This is a genomic window from Saccharopolyspora flava, assembly GCF_900116135.1.
GTDB lineage: Bacteria > Actinomycetota > Actinomycetes > Mycobacteriales > Pseudonocardiaceae > Saccharopolyspora > Saccharopolyspora flava.
On sequence record NZ_FOZX01000013.1, the window covers coordinates 77,494 to 93,924 of the forward strand.

The 16,431-nt window shown below is 71.6% G+C and carries 15 protein-coding genes and 1 riboswitch; of the genes, 6 read left to right on the top strand and 9 right to left on the bottom strand.

The window, feature by feature from the left end; all coding sequences use genetic code 11:
- Positions 1-159 precede the first annotated feature (159 nt).
- The 3 genes from BM424_RS26220 to BM424_RS26230 form a co-directional block, all read right to left on the bottom strand.
- Positions 160-1,572, bottom strand: a complete 1,413-nt coding sequence (locus BM424_RS26220; protein ID WP_093423374.1) for an amidase — start codon at positions 1,570-1,572, stop codon at positions 160-162.
- 88 nt (positions 1,573-1,660) lie between these two features.
- Positions 1,661-2,461: an exodeoxyribonuclease III gene (locus tag BM424_RS26225; RefSeq protein ID WP_093423376.1), complete on the bottom strand. Its 801-nt coding sequence runs from the start codon at positions 2,459-2,461 to the stop codon at positions 1,661-1,663.
- Between the two features lie 67 nt (positions 2,462-2,528).
- Complete coding sequence (locus BM424_RS26230; RefSeq protein ID WP_093423379.1) at positions 2,529-2,762, bottom strand: hypothetical protein; 234 nt, start codon at positions 2,760-2,762, stop codon at positions 2,529-2,531.
- A 163-nt stretch (positions 2,763-2,925) separates the two neighbouring features.
- Here BM424_RS26230 and ligD point away from each other — a divergent pair, with 163 nt between their 5' ends.
- Positions 2,926-3,765 (top strand): non-homologous end-joining DNA ligase, encoded by an 840-nt coding sequence (ligD, locus tag BM424_RS26235; protein ID WP_175548276.1) that lies wholly within the window; start codon positions 2,926-2,928, stop codon positions 3,763-3,765.
- A 14-nt stretch (positions 3,766-3,779) separates the two neighbouring features.
- On the opposite strand, the gene larC is transcribed toward ligD, so the two are convergent.
- Genes larC through larE form a run of 3 tightly spaced genes read right to left on the bottom strand, consistent with a single transcriptional unit; the run spans position 3,780 to position 6,405 of the window.
- Positions 3,780-4,931 carry a nickel pincer cofactor biosynthesis protein LarC gene (gene larC / locus BM424_RS26240; protein ID WP_093423384.1) on the bottom strand — a complete coding sequence of 384 codons (1,152 nt, stop codon included), beginning with the start codon at positions 4,929-4,931 and terminating at the stop codon, positions 3,780-3,782.
- A complete protein-coding gene (larB, locus tag BM424_RS26245; protein WP_093423387.1) occupies positions 4,928-5,590 on the bottom strand; it encodes a nickel pincer cofactor biosynthesis protein LarB in 663 nt (220 codons plus the stop codon). The genes larC and larB overlap by 4 nt, the downstream gene beginning before the upstream one ends.
- A complete protein-coding gene (larE, locus tag BM424_RS26250; protein WP_245776142.1) occupies positions 5,587-6,405 on the bottom strand; it encodes an ATP-dependent sacrificial sulfur transferase LarE in 819 nt (272 codons plus the stop codon). Before larE ends, larB begins: the two co-directional genes overlap by 4 nt.
- A gap of 241 nt (positions 6,406-6,646) precedes the next feature.
- On the opposite strand from larE, the gene BM424_RS26255 reads away from it, so the two are divergent.
- The gene (locus BM424_RS26255; RefSeq protein WP_093423392.1) at positions 6,647-8,182 is read left to right on the top strand and encodes a helicase HerA-like domain-containing protein; all 1,536 of its coding nucleotides are present in this window, start codon (positions 6,647-6,649) and stop codon (positions 8,180-8,182) included.
- Between the two features lie 37 nt (positions 8,183-8,219).
- Positions 8,220-8,333, top strand: a riboswitch (TPP riboswitch).
- Positions 8,324-9,646 carry a purine-cytosine permease family protein gene (locus BM424_RS26260; protein ID WP_093423523.1) on the top strand — a complete coding sequence of 441 codons (1,323 nt, stop codon included), beginning with the start codon at positions 8,324-8,326 and terminating at the stop codon, positions 9,644-9,646. Its footprint overlaps the riboswitch before it by 10 nt.
- Before the next feature lie 67 nt (positions 9,647-9,713).
- On the opposite strand, the gene BM424_RS26265 is transcribed toward BM424_RS26260, so the two are convergent.
- The 3 genes from BM424_RS26265 to BM424_RS26275 form a co-directional block, all read right to left on the bottom strand.
- A complete protein-coding gene (locus BM424_RS26265; protein WP_093423395.1) occupies positions 9,714-10,757 on the bottom strand; it encodes a family 2 encapsulin nanocompartment cargo protein polyprenyl transferase in 1,044 nt (347 codons plus the stop codon).
- A 17-nt stretch (positions 10,758-10,774) separates the two neighbouring features.
- The gene (locus tag BM424_RS26270; RefSeq protein ID WP_245776143.1) at positions 10,775-12,154 is read right to left on the bottom strand and encodes a family 2B encapsulin nanocompartment shell protein; all 1,380 of its coding nucleotides are present in this window, start codon (positions 12,152-12,154) and stop codon (positions 10,775-10,777) included.
- A gap of 62 nt (positions 12,155-12,216) precedes the next feature.
- Positions 12,217-13,650 (bottom strand): family 2B encapsulin nanocompartment shell protein, encoded by a 1,434-nt coding sequence (locus BM424_RS26275; RefSeq protein WP_093423398.1) that lies wholly within the window; start codon positions 13,648-13,650, stop codon positions 12,217-12,219.
- Positions 13,651-14,192: 542 nt separating this feature from the next.
- On the opposite strand from BM424_RS26275, the gene BM424_RS26280 reads away from it, so the two are divergent.
- Genes BM424_RS26280 through BM424_RS26290 form a run of 3 tightly spaced genes read left to right on the top strand, consistent with a single transcriptional unit; the run spans position 14,193 to position 16,374 of the window.
- Positions 14,193-14,486 (top strand): helix-turn-helix domain-containing protein, encoded by a 294-nt coding sequence (locus tag BM424_RS26280; RefSeq protein ID WP_093423400.1) that lies wholly within the window; start codon positions 14,193-14,195, stop codon positions 14,484-14,486.
- Positions 14,483-15,250, top strand: a complete 768-nt coding sequence (locus BM424_RS26285; protein WP_093423403.1) for a bestrophin-like domain — start codon at positions 14,483-14,485, stop codon at positions 15,248-15,250. Before BM424_RS26280 ends, BM424_RS26285 begins: the two co-directional genes overlap by 4 nt.
- Positions 15,220-16,374, top strand: a complete 1,155-nt coding sequence (locus BM424_RS26290; protein ID WP_093423405.1) for a DUF6923 family protein — start codon at positions 15,220-15,222, stop codon at positions 16,372-16,374. The genes BM424_RS26285 and BM424_RS26290 overlap by 31 nt, the downstream gene beginning before the upstream one ends.
- The last annotated feature ends 57 nt before the right edge of the window (positions 16,375-16,431 follow it).

The following is a 16,431-nucleotide window of genomic DNA, read 5'->3' on the forward strand; positions in this document are numbered from 1 at the left end:
TCCTCACTCACGGGGTGAACTGGTGTTCACCCCGTGAGTAAACCTGTGTTCACCCCCGGAATCAAGACGCCGACCGTCCGATTCCACGGGGCAGCCACGCGAATTCACCTCGAAGTCGTCCACTGTGGACGATGAGTGCGCGCACCGGGCCGGTGCCGCTCAGAGCGGCGGCGGGAGTTCTGCGTGCCGGGTGGCCTGTTCGAAGGCGTGGGCGATGCGCAGCAGCTCCGGCTCGGACCGGTGCGGGCCCACCAGCTGCAGGCCCACCGGCAGGCCCTCCGGGGTGAACCCGGCCGGGACGGAGATCGCCGGGCAGCCGGTGGCCGAGATCCAGTACGCCGAGCGCATCCAGTCCAGGTACGACGGCATGGTCACGCCGCCGATCTCGGTCGGGAACTCCAGGTCGATGTCGAACGGCGGCACCTGGCTGACCGGCAGCGCGAGCACGTCGTAGCGGGTGAAGAACTCCCGCACCCGGTGGTAGAGCTCGGTGTGCAGCCGCTCGGCGCGGCCCACGTCGGCGCCGGTCAGCGCCCGGCCGACGTCGATGTTGTCGCGCAGGCTCGGCTTGATCCGGTCCGGGTGCGCGTCGCGGAGCTCGCCCAGCATCAGCTCGAACTGCCAGGCGCGCAGCGTCCGGAACACCTCGTCGGCGCCGGTCAGGTCCGGCCAGGCCTCCTCGACCGCGCCGCCGAGCTTGGCCAGCACCTGCGCCGCCGGTTCCAGCACCGCCCTGACCTGCGGATCGACCACCAGGTCGCCGCCGAGGTCCATCGAGAACGCCACCCGCAGGTCCTGGAGATCGGCGTCCAGCGGCTCCCGGAACACCGAGCCGGGCTGGTCGATCGAGATCGGGCTGCGGTCGTCGGGCCCGGCGATCACCGACAGCATCAGGGCGACGTCGGCGACCGTGCGCGCCATCGGCCCCTGCACCGACAGCGTCGACCACGCCGCGGCGTCCGGCCACGTCGGCACCCGGCCCGGCGCGGGCCGCAGCCCCACGACGTTGTTGAACGAGGCCGGGTTGCGCAGCGATCCGCCCATGTCGCTGCCGTCGGCCAGCGGCTGCATCCGGCAGGCCAGCGACACCGCCGCGCCACCGCTGCTGCCCCCGGCCGAGCGGTCCAGGGCGTAGGGGTTGGCGGTCGTGCCGAACACCGGGTTGAAGGTGTGCGAACCGGCCGCGAACTCCGGCACGTTGGTCTTGCCCATCGTCACCGCGCCGGCGGCCTTGAGCCGCTCCACGACCAGCTCGTCCCGGGCGGGCACGTTGTCGGCCAGCAGCGGCGAGCCGTAGGTGGTGCGCAGGCCCGCCGTGTCGTGGGTGTCCTTGTGCGCCATCGGCAGCCCGTGCAGCGGCCCGACCGCCGCGCCCGAGGCCAGTCGCTCGTCGGCCGCCGCCGCACCGGCCAGCGCGCCCTCCGGGTCGAGCGAGACCAGCGCGTTGACCTTCGGGTTCAGCCGCTCGATCCGGTCCAGGTGGGCTTGCATCACCTCGCGCGCCGAGACCTCCCGGGCGCGGATCAGCGCGGCCAGCTCGGTCGCCGTGCGCTGGCAGAGCGAATCGGACACGTCGTGGCTCCTCCCGCCGGTGCTTCACCCCGCAACATAGCCGCCCGGACGCGCCGGGGGAGCGGAGGTGATCACCGTCGCCCCGGGATCAGCCCAGGTCGAGGTCGACGACCACCGGGGCATGGTCGGAGGTGCCCTTGCCCTTGCGGGCCTCGCGATCGACGTAGGAGTCGGTGACCGCGCCGGTGAAGTCCTCGTTGCCGTAGACCAGGTCGATGCGCATCCCCTGGTTCTTCGGGAACCGCAGCGCCCGGTAGTCCCAGTAGGTGAACGGCACGTCGTACTTCAGGGCTCGCGGGTAGACCTCGGTGAGGCCGGTCTCGGTGAGCGCGGTCAGCGTCTTGCGCTCCTCGGGGGTGATGTGGGTGCAGCCCTCGAACGCGGCGATGTCCCACACGTCCTCGTCGGTGGGGGCGATGTTGAAGTCGCCCAGCACGGCCCACGGGGTTCCGGCGGTGAGCTCCTCGGCGGCGGTGGCGCGCAGCGCGTCCAGCCAGCGCAGCTTGTAGTCGTAGTGCGGGTGACCGACCTCGCGGCCGTTGGGCACGTAGACCGACCAGACGCGAACCCCGCCGCAGGTCGCGGCGACCGCGCGGGGCTCAGCGGTCTCGAACATGGAGCCGTCGGCCTGGAAGCCGGGCTGGTCGAGCAGGTCGTGGCGGACGTCGGTCAGGCCCACCCGGGAGAGCACGGCGACGCCGTTCCAGCGTCCGGTGCCGTGCGCGGCGGCCTCGTAGCCGAGCTCACCGACCTCGTCGTAGGGGAACGCGTCCTCGGCGCACTTGAGCTCCTGGAGGCACAGCACGTCCGGTTCGGCCGTGCCCAGCCAGTCCAGCAGCTTGGGCAGCCGCGCCCCGACCGAGTTGACGTTCCAGGTGGCGATCCGCATGGCCGCAGCTTGGCACACCCCACCGACGACCCGGCCGACCAGGGGCGGTCCGCGTGCGGTTCCGCGCTCAGCGCTCTCGGGAGGTCACGCTCTGCTCGCCGGCGTACTGGTAGCGCCAGACCCCGTCCGGGCGCTGGTCGTGGCGGTTGTAGCGGGCGCAGGGCGAGCACGGCGCCTCCCCGTCGCGGGGCGAGGGGAAGGCGAACTCGCCCAGGGGTAAGTCCGCGTCGACGGCCGGGATGATGAACGATCGCCCGTCCTCCGGGCCGCCGATGAGTTCTGCGTGCACGTGCTGCTGCATCGAGGTTCTCCTGTTCGGCGTTCGCCGCAATCCGCTTACAGCCAATAGGAACAAATGCAGCGCCCGTTGGTTCCCGTTGCCACCCGAATGTTTTAACGATGTGCTGCGAACGCCGCTCACGACCAGGTGATTGGGGGTTTCGGCGGCGGGGTACGACATGAGCATGCCGCGTCACGACCAGAGGCCGTCCAACCCGGACAAGGTGCTGTACCCGCAAGATTCTTTCCGGAAGCAAGACGTGTTCGACCACTACCGCTCGGTGTCCGGGCCGCTGATCGCGCACGCGCGGGGCAAACCCGCGACGCTGCGCCGGTTCCCGGACGGCATCGACGCCGAGGGCTTCTTCCAGAAGGAGGCCTCGAGTCACTTCCCGGAGTGGATCGCGCGGGCCGAGGTCCCGCAGCGCGGCGGTGGACCGCCCGTGCACCACGTGCTCGTCGACGACGAGGCGACCTTGCTCCACCTCGCCGACCAGGCTGCCCTGGAGATCCACACAGCACTGTCCACAGTGGATGACCTGGAGCGCCCGGTGCTCGCGGTGCTCGACATCGACCCGCCGGAGGAGGTCGAGATCGCGACGCTGCGCCACACCGTGCGCGCGGTGTGCGCGCTGTTCACCGAGGACGGTCTCGATCCGCACGTGCAAACCACCGGCGGCAAGGGATTTCACGTCGCCGCACCCCTGGACGGCAGCCGCGACTTCGAGGAGGTGCGCGGGTGGATCCGCGAGATCGCCGACCGCGCGGCCCGCGACGAACCCGACCGGCTCACCACCGAGCAGCGCAAGAACAAGCGCGGCGACCGGATCTTTCTCGACGTCAACCGGAACGCCTACGGCCAGACGATGATCGCGCCCTACTCGCTGCGCGCCCGCCCCGGAGCTCCCGCGGCCACCCCGATCGACCTCGACGAGCTCGGCCGCGTCCACCCGCGGTCCTACGGCCTGACCAACCTCGCCCGCAGGCTCGCCCGCAAGCCCGACCCGTGGAGCGACCTGCGCTGAACCCGCCGCCGGGTCTACTCGTGCGCGGCGTGCAGGGCCATCTCGGCGACGGTGCGCAGCGGCAGGCCGAGCGCGCTGGCGGCGGCCACGACGTCGTCGTGCTCGGGCTTGGACCGGTGCGGGCCGTGCTTGACGCGGATCGCGTGCCCGCGCACCTCCACGGTCGTGGTGCGGCGGGGCAGCGCCGTGCGCCGGACCTCGTGGCGGCGCACGCCGAGCGCGCCGGTCTCGGTCAGCACGATCTCGCTCAGCGCCGCTTCCCGGTCCGGCGCGCACAGCACGTGCACGACCTGGGCGGGGCGGGACTTTTTCATCGTCACCGGGCTGGTCCACGCGTCGGCGGCGCCGGACTCCAGCAGTCGCTGCACGAGATGTCCGAGGACCTCGCCGGTGACGTCGTCGACGGTGCACTCCACCACGACCATCGTCTCCACCTCCGCGCCCGGTGTCGCCGGCGACGGAGAGCCCAGCGAGGCCGAGAGCACGTTGGGGCGCTGCGGGAACCGCTTGGTGCCCGCGCCGTAGGCGGTGGCGCCCAGCGTCATCGCCGGGGGAGGGGTGAACCGCGCGCCCATCGCCGAGACCAGCGCCGCACCCGTCGGGGTCACGGTCTCACCGGGCAGGTCGGCGCCGACCACGGCCGCGCCCTCCAGCAGCCGCAGCGTCGCGGGAGCGGGGGCGGGAAGCACGCCGTGCGCGCAGGTCACGGTCCCGGATCCCAGCGCGATCGGGGCCGAGCGCACCTCGGTGATCGCCAGGTCGTGCAGGGCCGCGGCCACGCCGACGGTGTCCACGACGGTGTCGAGCCCGCCGACCTCGTGCAGGTGCACCTCGGCGGGGTCCCGGTCGTGCAGCGCCCCTTCCGCCTCCGCGATCGCCCGGATCGCCGAAACCGCCAGGGCGGCAACGGGTTCCGGGTGCGCTCGGGAGGCCAGGTCGAGGAGTTCGGCGGCGTGGCGCTCCGGTGCGTCGTCCTCGGCGGTCACCACGGCCCTGGTCGCGGCGATCCCGTCGACCCGCACCTGCTCGGCCGTCAGCGACCAGCCGGTCAGGCCGGTGGCCTCGATCGCCGAGCGCACCGCCTCCAGCCGGGCGCCGAGGCCGAGCAGGGCGCCCAGCAGCATGTCGCCGGACAGGCCGGTCGCCGGGTTGAGCCAGAGGATCATCGCCGCGCCACCGCGGCCAGTCGGTGCGCGGCCATCGCGGCGGAGAAACCCGAGTCGATGTTGACCACCGTCAGCCCGGCCGCGCACGAGGTCAGCATCGCCAGCAGCGCCGTCACGCCCTCCAGCGAGGCGCCGTAGCCGGTGGAGGTCGGCACCGCGATCACCGGGCACGACACCAGCCCGCCGACGGCGCTGGCCAGCGCGCCCTCCATGCCCGCGACCACGATCACCGCGTCCGCCTCGCGCAGGTCCTCGCGCACCGCCATCAGCCGGTGGATGCCGGCCACGCCGACGTCGCGGATCACGCGCGTGCGCAGGCCGATCGCCGACGCGACCGCCTCCGCCTCGGCTGCGACCGGCCAGTCCGAGGTGCCCGCGGTTGCCACGCACACCCGGAAACCGCGATCGGCGGCGGGGCGCCAGACCAGCAGCCTGGCCGTCTCGTCGTAGTCGCCGCCCGGCACCCGCACCCGCTCCGCGACCTCCGGGTCGACCCGGGTGACCAGGACCGGCCCGGTGCCGCGCGCCAGCAGTTCGGTGACGATCCCGGTGATCTCCTCGGGACGCTTGCCCGGGCCGTAGACCACCTCGGGCAGGCCCTGCCGGGACTCGCGGTCGGTGTCGACGCGGGCGTAGCCGAGGTCGGTGAAGCCCGTCATGACGCGGTCCGGGTGGGCAGCAGCGGCAGCAGCACGTTCATCCGGCCGCTGGAGAAGCCCGCCATGTCCAGCGCGCAGAAGTCGAAACCGGCGTCCCGGCCCGCGGCGTCGATCTCGGCGTGGTGCGCCGCCGCGCGGTCGATGTCCTCGGCCGGGACCTCCAGGCGCGCCACGGTGCCCTGCCCGTGCGCGCGGACCCGGCACACCGGGAATCCCAGGGCGTGCACCGCGGCCTCGGCGCGCTCGATCCGCGCCAGCACCTCCGGGGTCACCGGATCGCCGTAGGCGACGCGAGAGGCCAGGCACGCCGCCGCTGGTTTGTCCGCAGTGGACAGTCCCAGCGCGGCGCTCGCCTCGCGCACCTCGTCCTTGGTCAGGCCCGCGTCGACCATCGGCGCGACCGCGCCCCGCTGCGCCGCCGCCCGCTGGCCCGGCCGGTGATCGCCCAGATCGTCCACGTTGGTGCCCAGCGCGATGCGCGCGCCCAGCGTCGCCGCCAGCGGCTCCAGCGCGTCGAACAGCGCGGACTTGCAGTGGTAGCAGCGGTTTCCGTCGTTGGCGGCGTACTCCGGGCGGTCGGCCTCGTCGGTGCAGACCTCGACGTGGGCGAAGCCGTGCTCGCGCGCGAACCGCTTCGCCTGCTTGCGCTCCTCGGTGGCCAGGCTCGGTGACACGGCGGTCACCGCGAGCATCTTCGGGCCCAGCACCTGGTGCGCCACCACGGCCAGCAACGCCGAGTCCACACCGCCGGAGAACGCCACGACCAGGGCCTCCTCGGTGCCGACACGAGCCCGCAGACGCTCCAAACCGGTCACGACCTCACTCCTCACGCACGCGGTGACACCAGGCGGTCTGACCAGACTCTAACTCCAACGGGCGACGCGTCCCATGCTCGCGAAGGAGATCTTTCCGGTGGTCAACCGGCCTGTTGAGGTCCCGTTCGGGGTGCTAGTGCCGGACTCGCCGACATGTCCCCCGACCGAGTGGCTCTCCCGGGGAGGGCGGCCCGACCGACCTACCTTCCGAGGGGAAGGTGCCAACGGGGAGGAGACTGCGGTGACCGACAACAGCGCTGCCCAGCAGATCGCGTCCGGGTACGACACCGGCGGTGCCGCCGTCGAGCTCGGCGCGGTCGTCATCGACAACGAGGCCGACGCCGGGGCGGCCGTGCGGATCCCGCTGGCCACCCTCAACCGGCACGGTCTGGTCGCCGGGGCCACCGGCACCGGCAAGACCAAGACCCTCCAGCTGCTGGCCGAGCAGCTCTCCGAGGCCGGGGTGCCGGTCGTGCTCGCCGACGTCAAGGGCGACCTGTCCGGCCTGGCGCGGCCGGGGGAGGGTGGCGACAAGCTCTCCGCCCGTGCCCAGGACGTCGGCGACGACTGGCAGGCCTCGTCCTACCCGACGCAGTTCCTGTCGCTGGGCACCAGCGGACGCGGCGTGCCGATCCGCGCCTCGATCACCAGCTTCGGGCCGCTGCTGCTGTCGAAGGTGCTCGGGCTCAACGCCACCCAGGAATCCACCCTCGGGCTGATCTTCCACTGGGCCGACCAGCGCGGCCTGGCGCTGCTGGACACCAAGGACCTGCGCTCGGTCATCCAGTACCTGACCAGCGACGAGGGCAAGGAGGACCTCAAGGGCATCGGCGGTGTCTCGGCCGCCAGCGCCGGGGTGATCCTGCGCGCGCTGGCGAACCTGGAGGCCCAGGGCGGCGACGAGTTCTTCGGCGAACCCGAGCTCGACGTGGCCGATCTGCTGCGCCAGGTCGAGGGCAAGGGCGTGGTCAACCTCCTCGAGCTCGACGACGTGCAGGCCAACCCGGTGCTGTTCTCCACCTTCCTGATGTGGCTGCTGGCCGAGCTGTTCGAGGAGCTGCCCGAAGCCGGCGACCTGGACCGGCCCAAGCTGGTGTTCTTCTTCGACGAGGCGCACCTGCTGTTCAACGACGCCTCCAAGGCGTTCTTGGACCGCATCGAGCAGACCGTGAAGCTCATCCGCTCCAAGGGCGTCGGCGTGTTCTTCTGCACCCAGCTGCCCACCGACCTGCCCAACCCGGTGCTGTCGCAGCTCGGCGCCCGCGTGCAGCACGCCATCCGCGCCTTCACCCCCGAGGACCAGAAGGCGTTGGCGCGCGCCGTCAAGACCTACCCGACCACCGAGCACTACCAGCTCGACCAGGCGCTGACCACGCTCGGCATCGGCGAGGCCATCGTGACCGTGCTGTCGGAGACCGGCGCGCCGACGCCGGTGGCCTGGACCCGGCTGCGGCCACCGCGCTCGCTCATGGGCAGCATCGGCGAGGACGCCGTGCGCGAGGCCGCGCGGTCCTCGGACCTGCACGCCAAGTACGCCGAGACCATCGACCGCGAGTCCGCCTACGAGAAGCTCGCGCAGAAGGTCGCCGAGCCCGCCTCCCCGCCGGAGGGAGCCGCCGCACCGGAGGGGGAGGTGCCGGAGCAGCGCGAGCGCGAGGAGGCCGGGATGTTCCAGAAGGCGATGGAGAACCCCGCCGTGCGCTCCTTCTTCCGCTCCGCCGCCAGCGCCGTGGGCCGCGAGGTCACCCGGGGACTGTTCGGCAACCGGCGGCGCTGACTGACAGCGCCTCACCCGATCAGGTAGGGTCTGCGCGACTTATCCACGCGGGAGCTCGGGCGGACCGGGCTGAGAGGGTGGCAGACCACGCGCCACCGACCGCAGAACCTGTCCGGATAATGCCGGCGTAGGGAGCTGTCGATGACGCATGACGTCGCGCGGTCCGAAGTCCCCAACACCCTCGACGAACCGGCGCCGAAAACGCTGGGAGTGCTCGACCAGGGCGCGTTCTGGGGCAACCTCGGCGTGAGCCTGCTCGGCTTCAGCGGCGCGCTCGCCGTGCTCGCACCGGCCGGGGTGCCGCAGCTGTCGTTCGCCGCGGCGGTCACCGCGACCGTCGTCGGCACCGTGCTCGGCAGCATCATGGTCGGCATCGCCGCCATCCCGGGCGCGCGCACCGGCGCCCCCGCGATGATGCTGCTGCGCGGCCTGTTCGGAACCCGGCTGTCCTACGTGCCGACCGTGCTCAACATCCTGCAGCTGGTCGGCTGGGGCACCTTCGAGCTGCTGGTGATCGCCCAGGGCGCCGAGGCCCTGTTCGGCGGCGGCCCGCGGTGGCTGTACGTGCTCATCGCCGGTGTGATCACCACCGCGCTCACGCTGCGCCCGCTCGGCGCGCTGCGCCTGCTGCGCCGCTACGTGAGCATCGCCGTGCTCATCGCGATGGTCTACTTCTTCGTGCAGCTGCTGCGGGAACCGCTGCCGCCGATGCACGAGGGATCCTGGGAGGGCTTCTGGCCCGGGGCGGACGCCGCGCTGGCCGTGGCCGTGTCCTGGCTGCCGGTGGCCTCGGACTACTCGCGGCACTCCCGCACCGCGGGCGGCGCCTTCACCGCCGCGACCGTCGGCTACTCCATCACCCAGATCGCCTGCTACCTGCTGGGACTGCTCGGCCTGGCGCTGGTCGGCTTCGACGGCGACAAGGCCTTCGACCCGCTGCTGGCCGCGCCGCTGGGCGTGCTGTTCTTCGCGGTGCTGGTGCTGCGCGAGGTCGACCAGTCCTTCGCCGACACCTACTCCACCGCGGTGTCCATCCAAAACCTGCGCCCCAGCACCGATCGCCGCGTGCTGAGCCTGATCGTCGGCGCGATCAGCACGCTGGCGGCGCTGACCATGGACATCGAGCAGTTCTCCAACTTCCTGCTGCTGATCGGCTCGGTGTTCGTGCCGATGTTCGGCGTGCTGGCCGTGGACTACTTCCACAACGCCCGCCACCGCGAGTGGGACGTCTCCGCCGAGGCGCCGTCGCGCTGGGGGATGCTCGTGGCCTGGCTGCTGGGCTTCGCGACGTTCCAGCTGATCAACCCCGGCGAGCTCGGCTGGTGGACGGCGATGTGGACCAGCGCCCGCGAGGCCGCCGGGTTCACCGTGCCGACCTGGATGAGCGCGGCGCTGACCTCGTTCGTCATCTCCGCGGTGGCGGCGGGCGTCATCGGCCTGTTCGCCCGCCACCACCGCGACTGATCGTCCGGGGACGGCTCCGGCCTACGAGGGGCGGCGGGACCGGAGCCGTCATCCCGGACCGCCGGGATCAGTGGTCCCGGCGGGCCACCAGGTGGGCGAGCGCGGTCAGGCCCGCGGCCGCCTCCTCGTCCGGTTCGGTCTTGCGGAGCTCCGACAGCGCCGAGGCCAGCAGCTCGTCGGCCTGGGCCTGGCTCCAGGCCTTCCCGCCGGCCAGCGTCACCAGCTCCGCGGCCTGGGCCAGCTCGCCGCTGATCAACGGCTGCTCCCGGTAGTACAGCGCGGCCAGCCGCTGCCCCGCGCTGGTGCCCGAGGTCAGGGCCGAGACCACCGGCAGCGTCTTCTTGCGGGTCCGCAGGTCGGAGAACACCGGCTTGCCCGTCATCGCCGGATCGCCCCAGATCCCCAGCAGGTCGTCGACGTGCTGGAACGCCAAGCCCAGCCGCTCGCCGAAGCTGCGCAGCCGGGTGATCTGCTCCGGCGTCCCGCCGCCGTAGAGCGCGCCGAGCGCGCACGCGCAGCCCAGCAGCGCACCGGTCTTGTCGCGCGCCATCCGCTGGCACTCGGCGACGCCCACGTCCGCGCGGGTCTCGAACTCCAGGTCCGCGTTCTGCCCGTCGATGAGCCCGAGCACCGCGCTGCTGAGCATCCGCACCGCACTGGCCGATTCCGGGTGCTGCGAGGAGGCCAGCACGTCGGAGGCCAGCGACAGCAGCGCGTCCCCGGCCAGGATCGCCGTCGCGTTGCCGAACACCGTCCAGGCCGTGGGCCGGTGCCGCCGCGTGACGTCGCCGTCCACCACGTCGTCGTGCAGCAGCGAGAAGTTGTGCGCCAGCTCCACCGCCACCGCCGCCGGCACCGCCTTGGCCGGATCACCGCCCACCGCCGAAGCGCTGAGCAGCACCATCGCCGGGCGCATCGCCTTGCCCCGGTCGGCCCGCACCGGATCGCCGCGCTCGTCGAGCCAGCCCAGGTGGTAGCCGGCGACGTCGCGCATCCGGTCCGGGAGTCGGTCCACCGCCGCCCGCAGCGCCGGCTCGACCATGGTCCGGCTGCTGGTCAGCGCCTCGAAGGCCTGACCGGCCCGGTTCGCGTCCTGCTGCATCGCGGTCATCTCCGCACTCCCTTCGCTCAGCGGGTGATTTCGACGTTCTCCAGGACGCCGAGCGCGTCCGGGACCAGTACGGCGGCCGAGAAGTAGGCGCTGACCAGGTACGACAGCACCGCCTGATCGTTGATCCCGGTGAAGCGCACCGAGATCCCCGGCTCGTGCTCCTCGGCGATCCCGGACTGGCGCAGCCCGACCACGCCGTGGTCGTCCTCGCCGGTGCGCATGCACAGGATCGAGGTGGTGCCCTTGCCGCTGATCGGGATCTTGTCGCTGGGCAGGATCGGCACGCCGCGCCACGCCTGTACCGCCTGCCCCCGCACCTCGGTGGTCTGCGGGTAGATGCCGCGCTTGGTGCACTCCCGGCCGAACGCGGCGATGGTGCGCGGGTGGGCGAGGAAGAACCGCGACTTGCGCCGCCGCGACAGCAGCTCGTCGAGGTCCTCGGGGGTGGGCGGGCCGGTTCGGGTGTGCACCCGCTGCTGGAGGTCGGCGTTGTGCAGCAGGCCGAAGTCGCGGTTGTTGAGCAGCTCGTGCTCCTGCCGTTCCTTCAGCGCCTCGATGGTCAGGCGGAGCTGCTGCTCGGTCTGGTTCATCGGCTGGTTGTAGAGGTCGGCCACGCGGCTGTGCACCCGCAGCACGGTCTGGGCGACGTTGAGCTCGTACTCGCGGGGTGCGAGCTCGTAATCGACGAACGTGCCGGGCAGCACGACCTCGCCGGAATGCCCTGAGGCCAGGGCGATGTCGGCCTCACCGCGCTTGTTCGTCGCCGGCGTGGGGGAGGCGTACTCGGCGGCCACGTGCGCGCGCAGCTCGTCGAACTGCCGCGTGACCTCGTGCAGCGCGGCGCGATCCAGCGTCAGGACGATGCACGGCGTCACCGCCCGGTAGGTGCTGTCCCACGTGGACTGGGCGGTGGCCAGCACCTGCGAACCGAAGAACGCGCCCCCGGCGAGGGTGTCGGTGACGGTGTCCTCGCCGTACTCGCCGCTGCGGATCTTGTCGACCTTGCCGTGCGCCACGAGCACGACTTCGGTCGCGGGTTCGCCGGCCACCGACAGCAGCTGGCCCGGCTCGTAGTGCCGCTGCACGAACCGGTCGGCGAGCGCGCCGAGCGCCGAGTCGTCGTCGAAACCGCGCAGCAGCGGCAGTTCGGTGAGCTCGCGGGGGATGACGTGCACGGTGTCGCCGGTGTTGGTGAAGCTGATCCGGCCGTTACCGGAGGCGTAGGTCAGCCGCCGGTTGACCCGGTAGGTGCCCGCGTCGACGTCGACCCAGGGAAGCATCCCGGACAACCATCGCGGGGTCCTGCCCTGCATCTGCGGCTGCGTCTTGGTGGTGGTGGAGAGCTTGCGCGCAGCCTCGGTGCCCAGGCTCAGAGCCGCTTGTTCGGTCGCGGTCAAGGTGGTTCAACTCCTCGCGTCGGGAAGAGGAGCGGGCCTGTCGCAGCGACCGGCCCGCCTGCTCAGTTCTCGCGGCCCACTTCGACGTGCTCGAGCACGCCGAGCGCGTCGAAGACCATCACCGCGGCCGAGTAGTAGGTGCTGACCAGGTAGGAGATGACGGCCTGGTCGTTGATGCCCATGAAGCGGACCGACAGCCCGGGCCGGTACTCGTCGGGCAGGCCGGTTTGGTGCAGGCCGACCACGCCCTGGTTCTGCTCGCCCAGGCGCATCAGCATGATCGAGCTGGTGCGCTTGTCGCTGACGTGCAGCTTGTCGCAGGGCAGGATCGGCACGCCCCGCCACGCCGGCACCTGGTGCCCGCCGAGGTCGATGCTCTGCGGGTACAGCCCGCGCTTGCTGCACTCCCGGCCGAACGCCGCGATGCTCCGCGGGTGCGCCAGGAAGCAGCCCGGCTCCTTCCACACCAGCGTCAGCAACTCGTCCATGTCGTCGGGGGTCGGCGGACCGGTGCGGGTGGGGATGCGCTGGCGCAGGTCGGCGTTGTGCAGCAGGCCGAAGTCGCGGTTGTTGACCAGCTCCTCCTCCTGCCGCTCGCGCAGCGCCTCGATGGTCAGCCGGAGCTGCTGCTCGGTCTGGTTCATCGGCTGGTTGTAGAGGTCGGCGACCCGGCTGTGCACCCGCAGCACGGTCTGGGCGACGCTGAGCTCGTACTCCCGCGGCGAGAGCTCGTAGTCGACGAACGTGCCGGTCAGCGACGGCTCGCCGGAGTGGCCGGAGGCGATGTCGATGTCGGCCTCGCCGTGCGGGTTGTGCGGCCGGCCCGGTCCGGCCAGCGCCTCCCGCACGTGCGCGCGCAACGACTCCGAGGAACCGTTGAGCTCCTGGAAGGTCCGCTGCGCGAGGGAGAGCACGGTGCAGGGGGTGACCGCCTTGTAGCTGGCGTCCCACTCGCCGGCCTCACCGGCCAGCACCTGCGCGCCGAAGTACTGGCCGTCGGCGAGCACCTCCAGCACCGTCTGGTCGCCGTACTCGCCGGTGCCGATCTTGTTGACCTTGCCGTGGGCGATCAGGACGACTTCCTCGGCCGGATCCCCGGAGCTGGCGATGACCTGGCCCGGCTCGTACTGGCGCTGCACGAAGCGGTCGGCCAGCGCGCGCAGCGCCGTCTCGTCGTCGAAACCGCGCAGCAGCGGCAGTTCCTGCAGCTCCTGGGGGATCACGCGGACGTCGGCGCCGGTGTTGCTGAAGGTGATCCGGCCGTCTCCGAGCGTGTAGCTCAACCGCCGGTTCACCCGGTAGACGCCGCCCGCGGCCTGCACCCACGGCAGCATCCGCAGCAGCCATCGGGAGGTGATGCCCTGCATCTGCGGAACCGACTTGGTCGTGGTCGCCAGGTTCCGCGCCGCGGCCGTGCTCAGGCTCAGCTGCGGGGATTCGGTGTCGACGGGGTTGGTCGGATCGGTCGCAGTCACGACAGAAATACCACCAATCATTGTGCTGACAAATCGACGAGCGGGGAACTCGAAGAAGGGCAGGAGAGGTCGAATCGACGATTGTCGTCGAGGAATTAGAGGGAGATGAGGAGGAATAGTTCGTGCGCGGCAACGGCGACGTTGGCGTTGCTCACGAACGGAACGCTAGCACCGGCCCATCCGGCCGTACAGTCACCCGAAAGTGCTGACCGGTTCCATAGTCGGTGGTCAGCGGAGCGTAGCTCCATGATCACCTGATAGCACCCTTGTGCTCGGCGGGGTGCGTCGAATAGATGGGGCGCTTGTCGGGCTTTGTCGGCGGATGCCGTCGTCGTGAGCATTGTTGGGCTTGTTGCAGGACGGCTCTACGGTTTCGCTGCTCCATTGGAGCGACGGAGATGTGAACTCGAATTCCACGAATCGGGTTATCCATTTCTGACGGATCTCCGGCGTATTGTTCGGTCAGTGGTTCGGCCGGGTCTTTCCCCGAATCGATCGGGATGGTTGAAGACCTATCGGAATCGGCGAACCGGTCCGTTGTTCTCTCCAGGAGGCGATTTCGCGTGAAGTGGAACCTGAGGCTGGTCGCGGCTCAGCGGGGTATATGGAAGGCCACCGACCTGCAGCGGCGGTTCGCCGAGCACGGGCTGGTGATCTCCGCCGGGAAGATGTCCGGGCTGTGGTCGAAGACCCCGGCCAGCCTGAAGCTCGAAGACCTCGACGTCATCTGCCGCGTCCTCGGCTGCGAGGTCGGTGATCTGCTCGAACCCGAGGTGCACAGAGTGCCCGTTCCCCGAGCGCCGGAGACCGCGCCGGACAACAACGCGCACGGGTCGCCGGCCGGGGTCGCGGAATGAGCCTGGTCCTCACCGGCACCCTCTGGGTGCTCGGTGCCGCCGTCGGCGCGGCGGTGATCGGCTACCTGGTGCGCCGGATCGGCCAGGACGAGGGCGAACCCAGCAACAACGACGCCGCCAGGCAGGTCTTCACGATCGTCAGCGGCCTGCAGGCCGTGGTCCTGGCGTTCGTGCTGGTGACCCTGTTCGACGCGGTCACCGACGCGCGCGAAGGCGCCTACACCGAAGCGCAGGACCTGGTCGCGGTGTCGTGGGCGATGGAATCGCTGCCCGCGGACTCCGCCGCCGAGGTCCGGGAGCAGAGCCGGTCCTACCTCGGCACCGTGATCTCCGCCGAGTGGCCGCAGATGCAGCGCGGCGTCCCGGTGGGCGGACCCGGCTGGGGCGAGCTGGACAAGATCCGCGCCGCGGTGGTGGCCGCCGAGGCCGACGGGGAGTTCCAGGAGGACCGCAAGTCCGAGGCCCTCGACAAGCTCAACGAGGTCTACACCGAGCGGCACGAACGCCTCACCCGCGCCTTCGACCGCGGGGTGGTGGCGGTGGTGTGGTTCGTGCTCGTCGTCGGCAGCCTGGTGTGCGTGCTGCTGCCGAACCTCTTCGGCGGCACCCGCTCCTTCCCGCACATCGTGCTGGTGTCCACCCTGGCCGGTGCGCTGGCGCTGCTGCTGTTCGCGATCTTTCAGTTGCAGAACCCGTTCAGCGGCGGGTCCCGAATCGAACCGGAGGCCTTCCAGTGGGCGCTCGACCGCTTGGGGCGGGGCTAGCCGGCGCCGCGCTGGCGTCGCTCCTGGCGCTGCCCGCAGCGCCCGCGGTTGCCGAGGCCGCGCCGACCTGCGAAGCGCTGCAGATCCGCACCAGCGGTGCGACCTCGGTGCTGCACCGGGTGCGGCTGCCGGACTTCACCGACGTGCGGGTGGGGGAGCTGCCGTACCGGATGAACGCCCTCGGGTACGCGCGCTCGCAGGGCTGGGCCTACGGCATCGCCGAGGGGTTCGCCGACGGCGGGCACGTGGTGGCGCTGCGCCCGTCCGACCCACCGCTGGACCTCGGTCCCGTGGTGGCCGGGCGCGGCGACACCCCGTGGAACCCGATCGGCCACCCCGAGGCCGGCGCGATCCGCGGCGACCGCTGGTACGTCCTGGAGGACGACCGTCTGTACACAGTGGACGTCGACCGGGACAGCCGGACGTTCCGGCGCGTGCTGCGCTCGATCGCCCTGGAACGACGGCACGGCCCGTTCTCGGTCGACGACGTCGACGTCGGCCCGGACGGACTGCTCTACGGCGTCGCCCAGACCTACACCGGAATCCCGGCCGTCGTGCGGCTGGACCCGGGCACCGGGGTCGTCGAACCGGTCTCCTGGCTGCCGGACCTGCTGCCCGACAGCTACGGGTCGGTGGTGATCGGCCGGGACGGAGCCCTCTACGTCACCGGCAACCGCAGCGGCGGCGCCTACCGCATCGGCGAGGGAGGGAAGGTCGTGAAACTGGCCGAACTGCCGGGAACGTCCAGTTCGGACGCCGCCGGGTGCCTGCGACGACCCCCGTCGCCGGCACCCCCGGAACCACCACCCGTCCCGCCGCCTCCGACGAGCTCGGAGGAGCCACCGCCGCCCCCGACTCCGAGTGCGGAGACGCCCCCGCCCTCGACGACGCCGCCCTCGACGACGCGGCCATCACCGGCCCGGCCGACGCCGAGCCAGGCATCGCCACCACCGGAGGCTCCGCCGCCGAGCGAGACGCCGGAGACCGCCTCGCCCACGCCCAGCGAAGAGCCCGACTCGGACGAAACCGGGCACACCACCCAGGAGAAGCGCCGCTGGGCGCTGGCCGGACTGGTGCTGCTCATCGGCGGCAGCGCGGCCGTGCGCAGGCTCGGACGCGGCTGAGCCGGGACGTGACGCTGGTGACGACCGTGACATCGGCCGGTGGCACCAGCGGCTAGG

Coding starts and splice junctions, on each gene's coding strand:
- BM424_RS26230 (WP_093423379.1), bottom strand. CDS start 2,762: ATGCAGCAGCACGTGCACGCAGAACTCATCGGCGGCCCGGAGGACGGG.
- BM424_RS26285 (WP_093423403.1), top strand. CDS start 14,483: ATGAGCCTGGTCCTCACCGGCACCCTCTGGGTGCTCGGTGCCGCCGTC.
- larC (WP_093423384.1), bottom strand. CDS start 4,931: ATGATCCTCTGGCTCAACCCGGCGACCGGCCTGTCCGGCGACATGCTG.
- BM424_RS26275 (WP_093423398.1), bottom strand. CDS start 13,650: ATGATTGGTGGTATTTCTGTCGTGACTGCGACCGATCCGACCAACCCC.
- larB (WP_093423387.1), bottom strand. CDS start 5,590: ATGACGGGCTTCACCGACCTCGGCTACGCCCGCGTCGACACCGACCGC.
- BM424_RS26265 (WP_093423395.1), bottom strand. CDS start 10,757: ATGACCGCGATGCAGCAGGACGCGAACCGGGCCGGTCAGGCCTTCGAG.
- BM424_RS26225 (WP_093423376.1), bottom strand. CDS start 2,461: ATGCGGATCGCCACCTGGAACGTCAACTCGGTCGGGGCGCGGCTGCCC.
- BM424_RS26260 (WP_093423523.1), top strand. CDS start 8,324: ATGACGCATGACGTCGCGCGGTCCGAAGTCCCCAACACCCTCGACGAA.
- ligD (WP_175548276.1), top strand. CDS start 2,926: ATGCCGCGTCACGACCAGAGGCCGTCCAACCCGGACAAGGTGCTGTAC.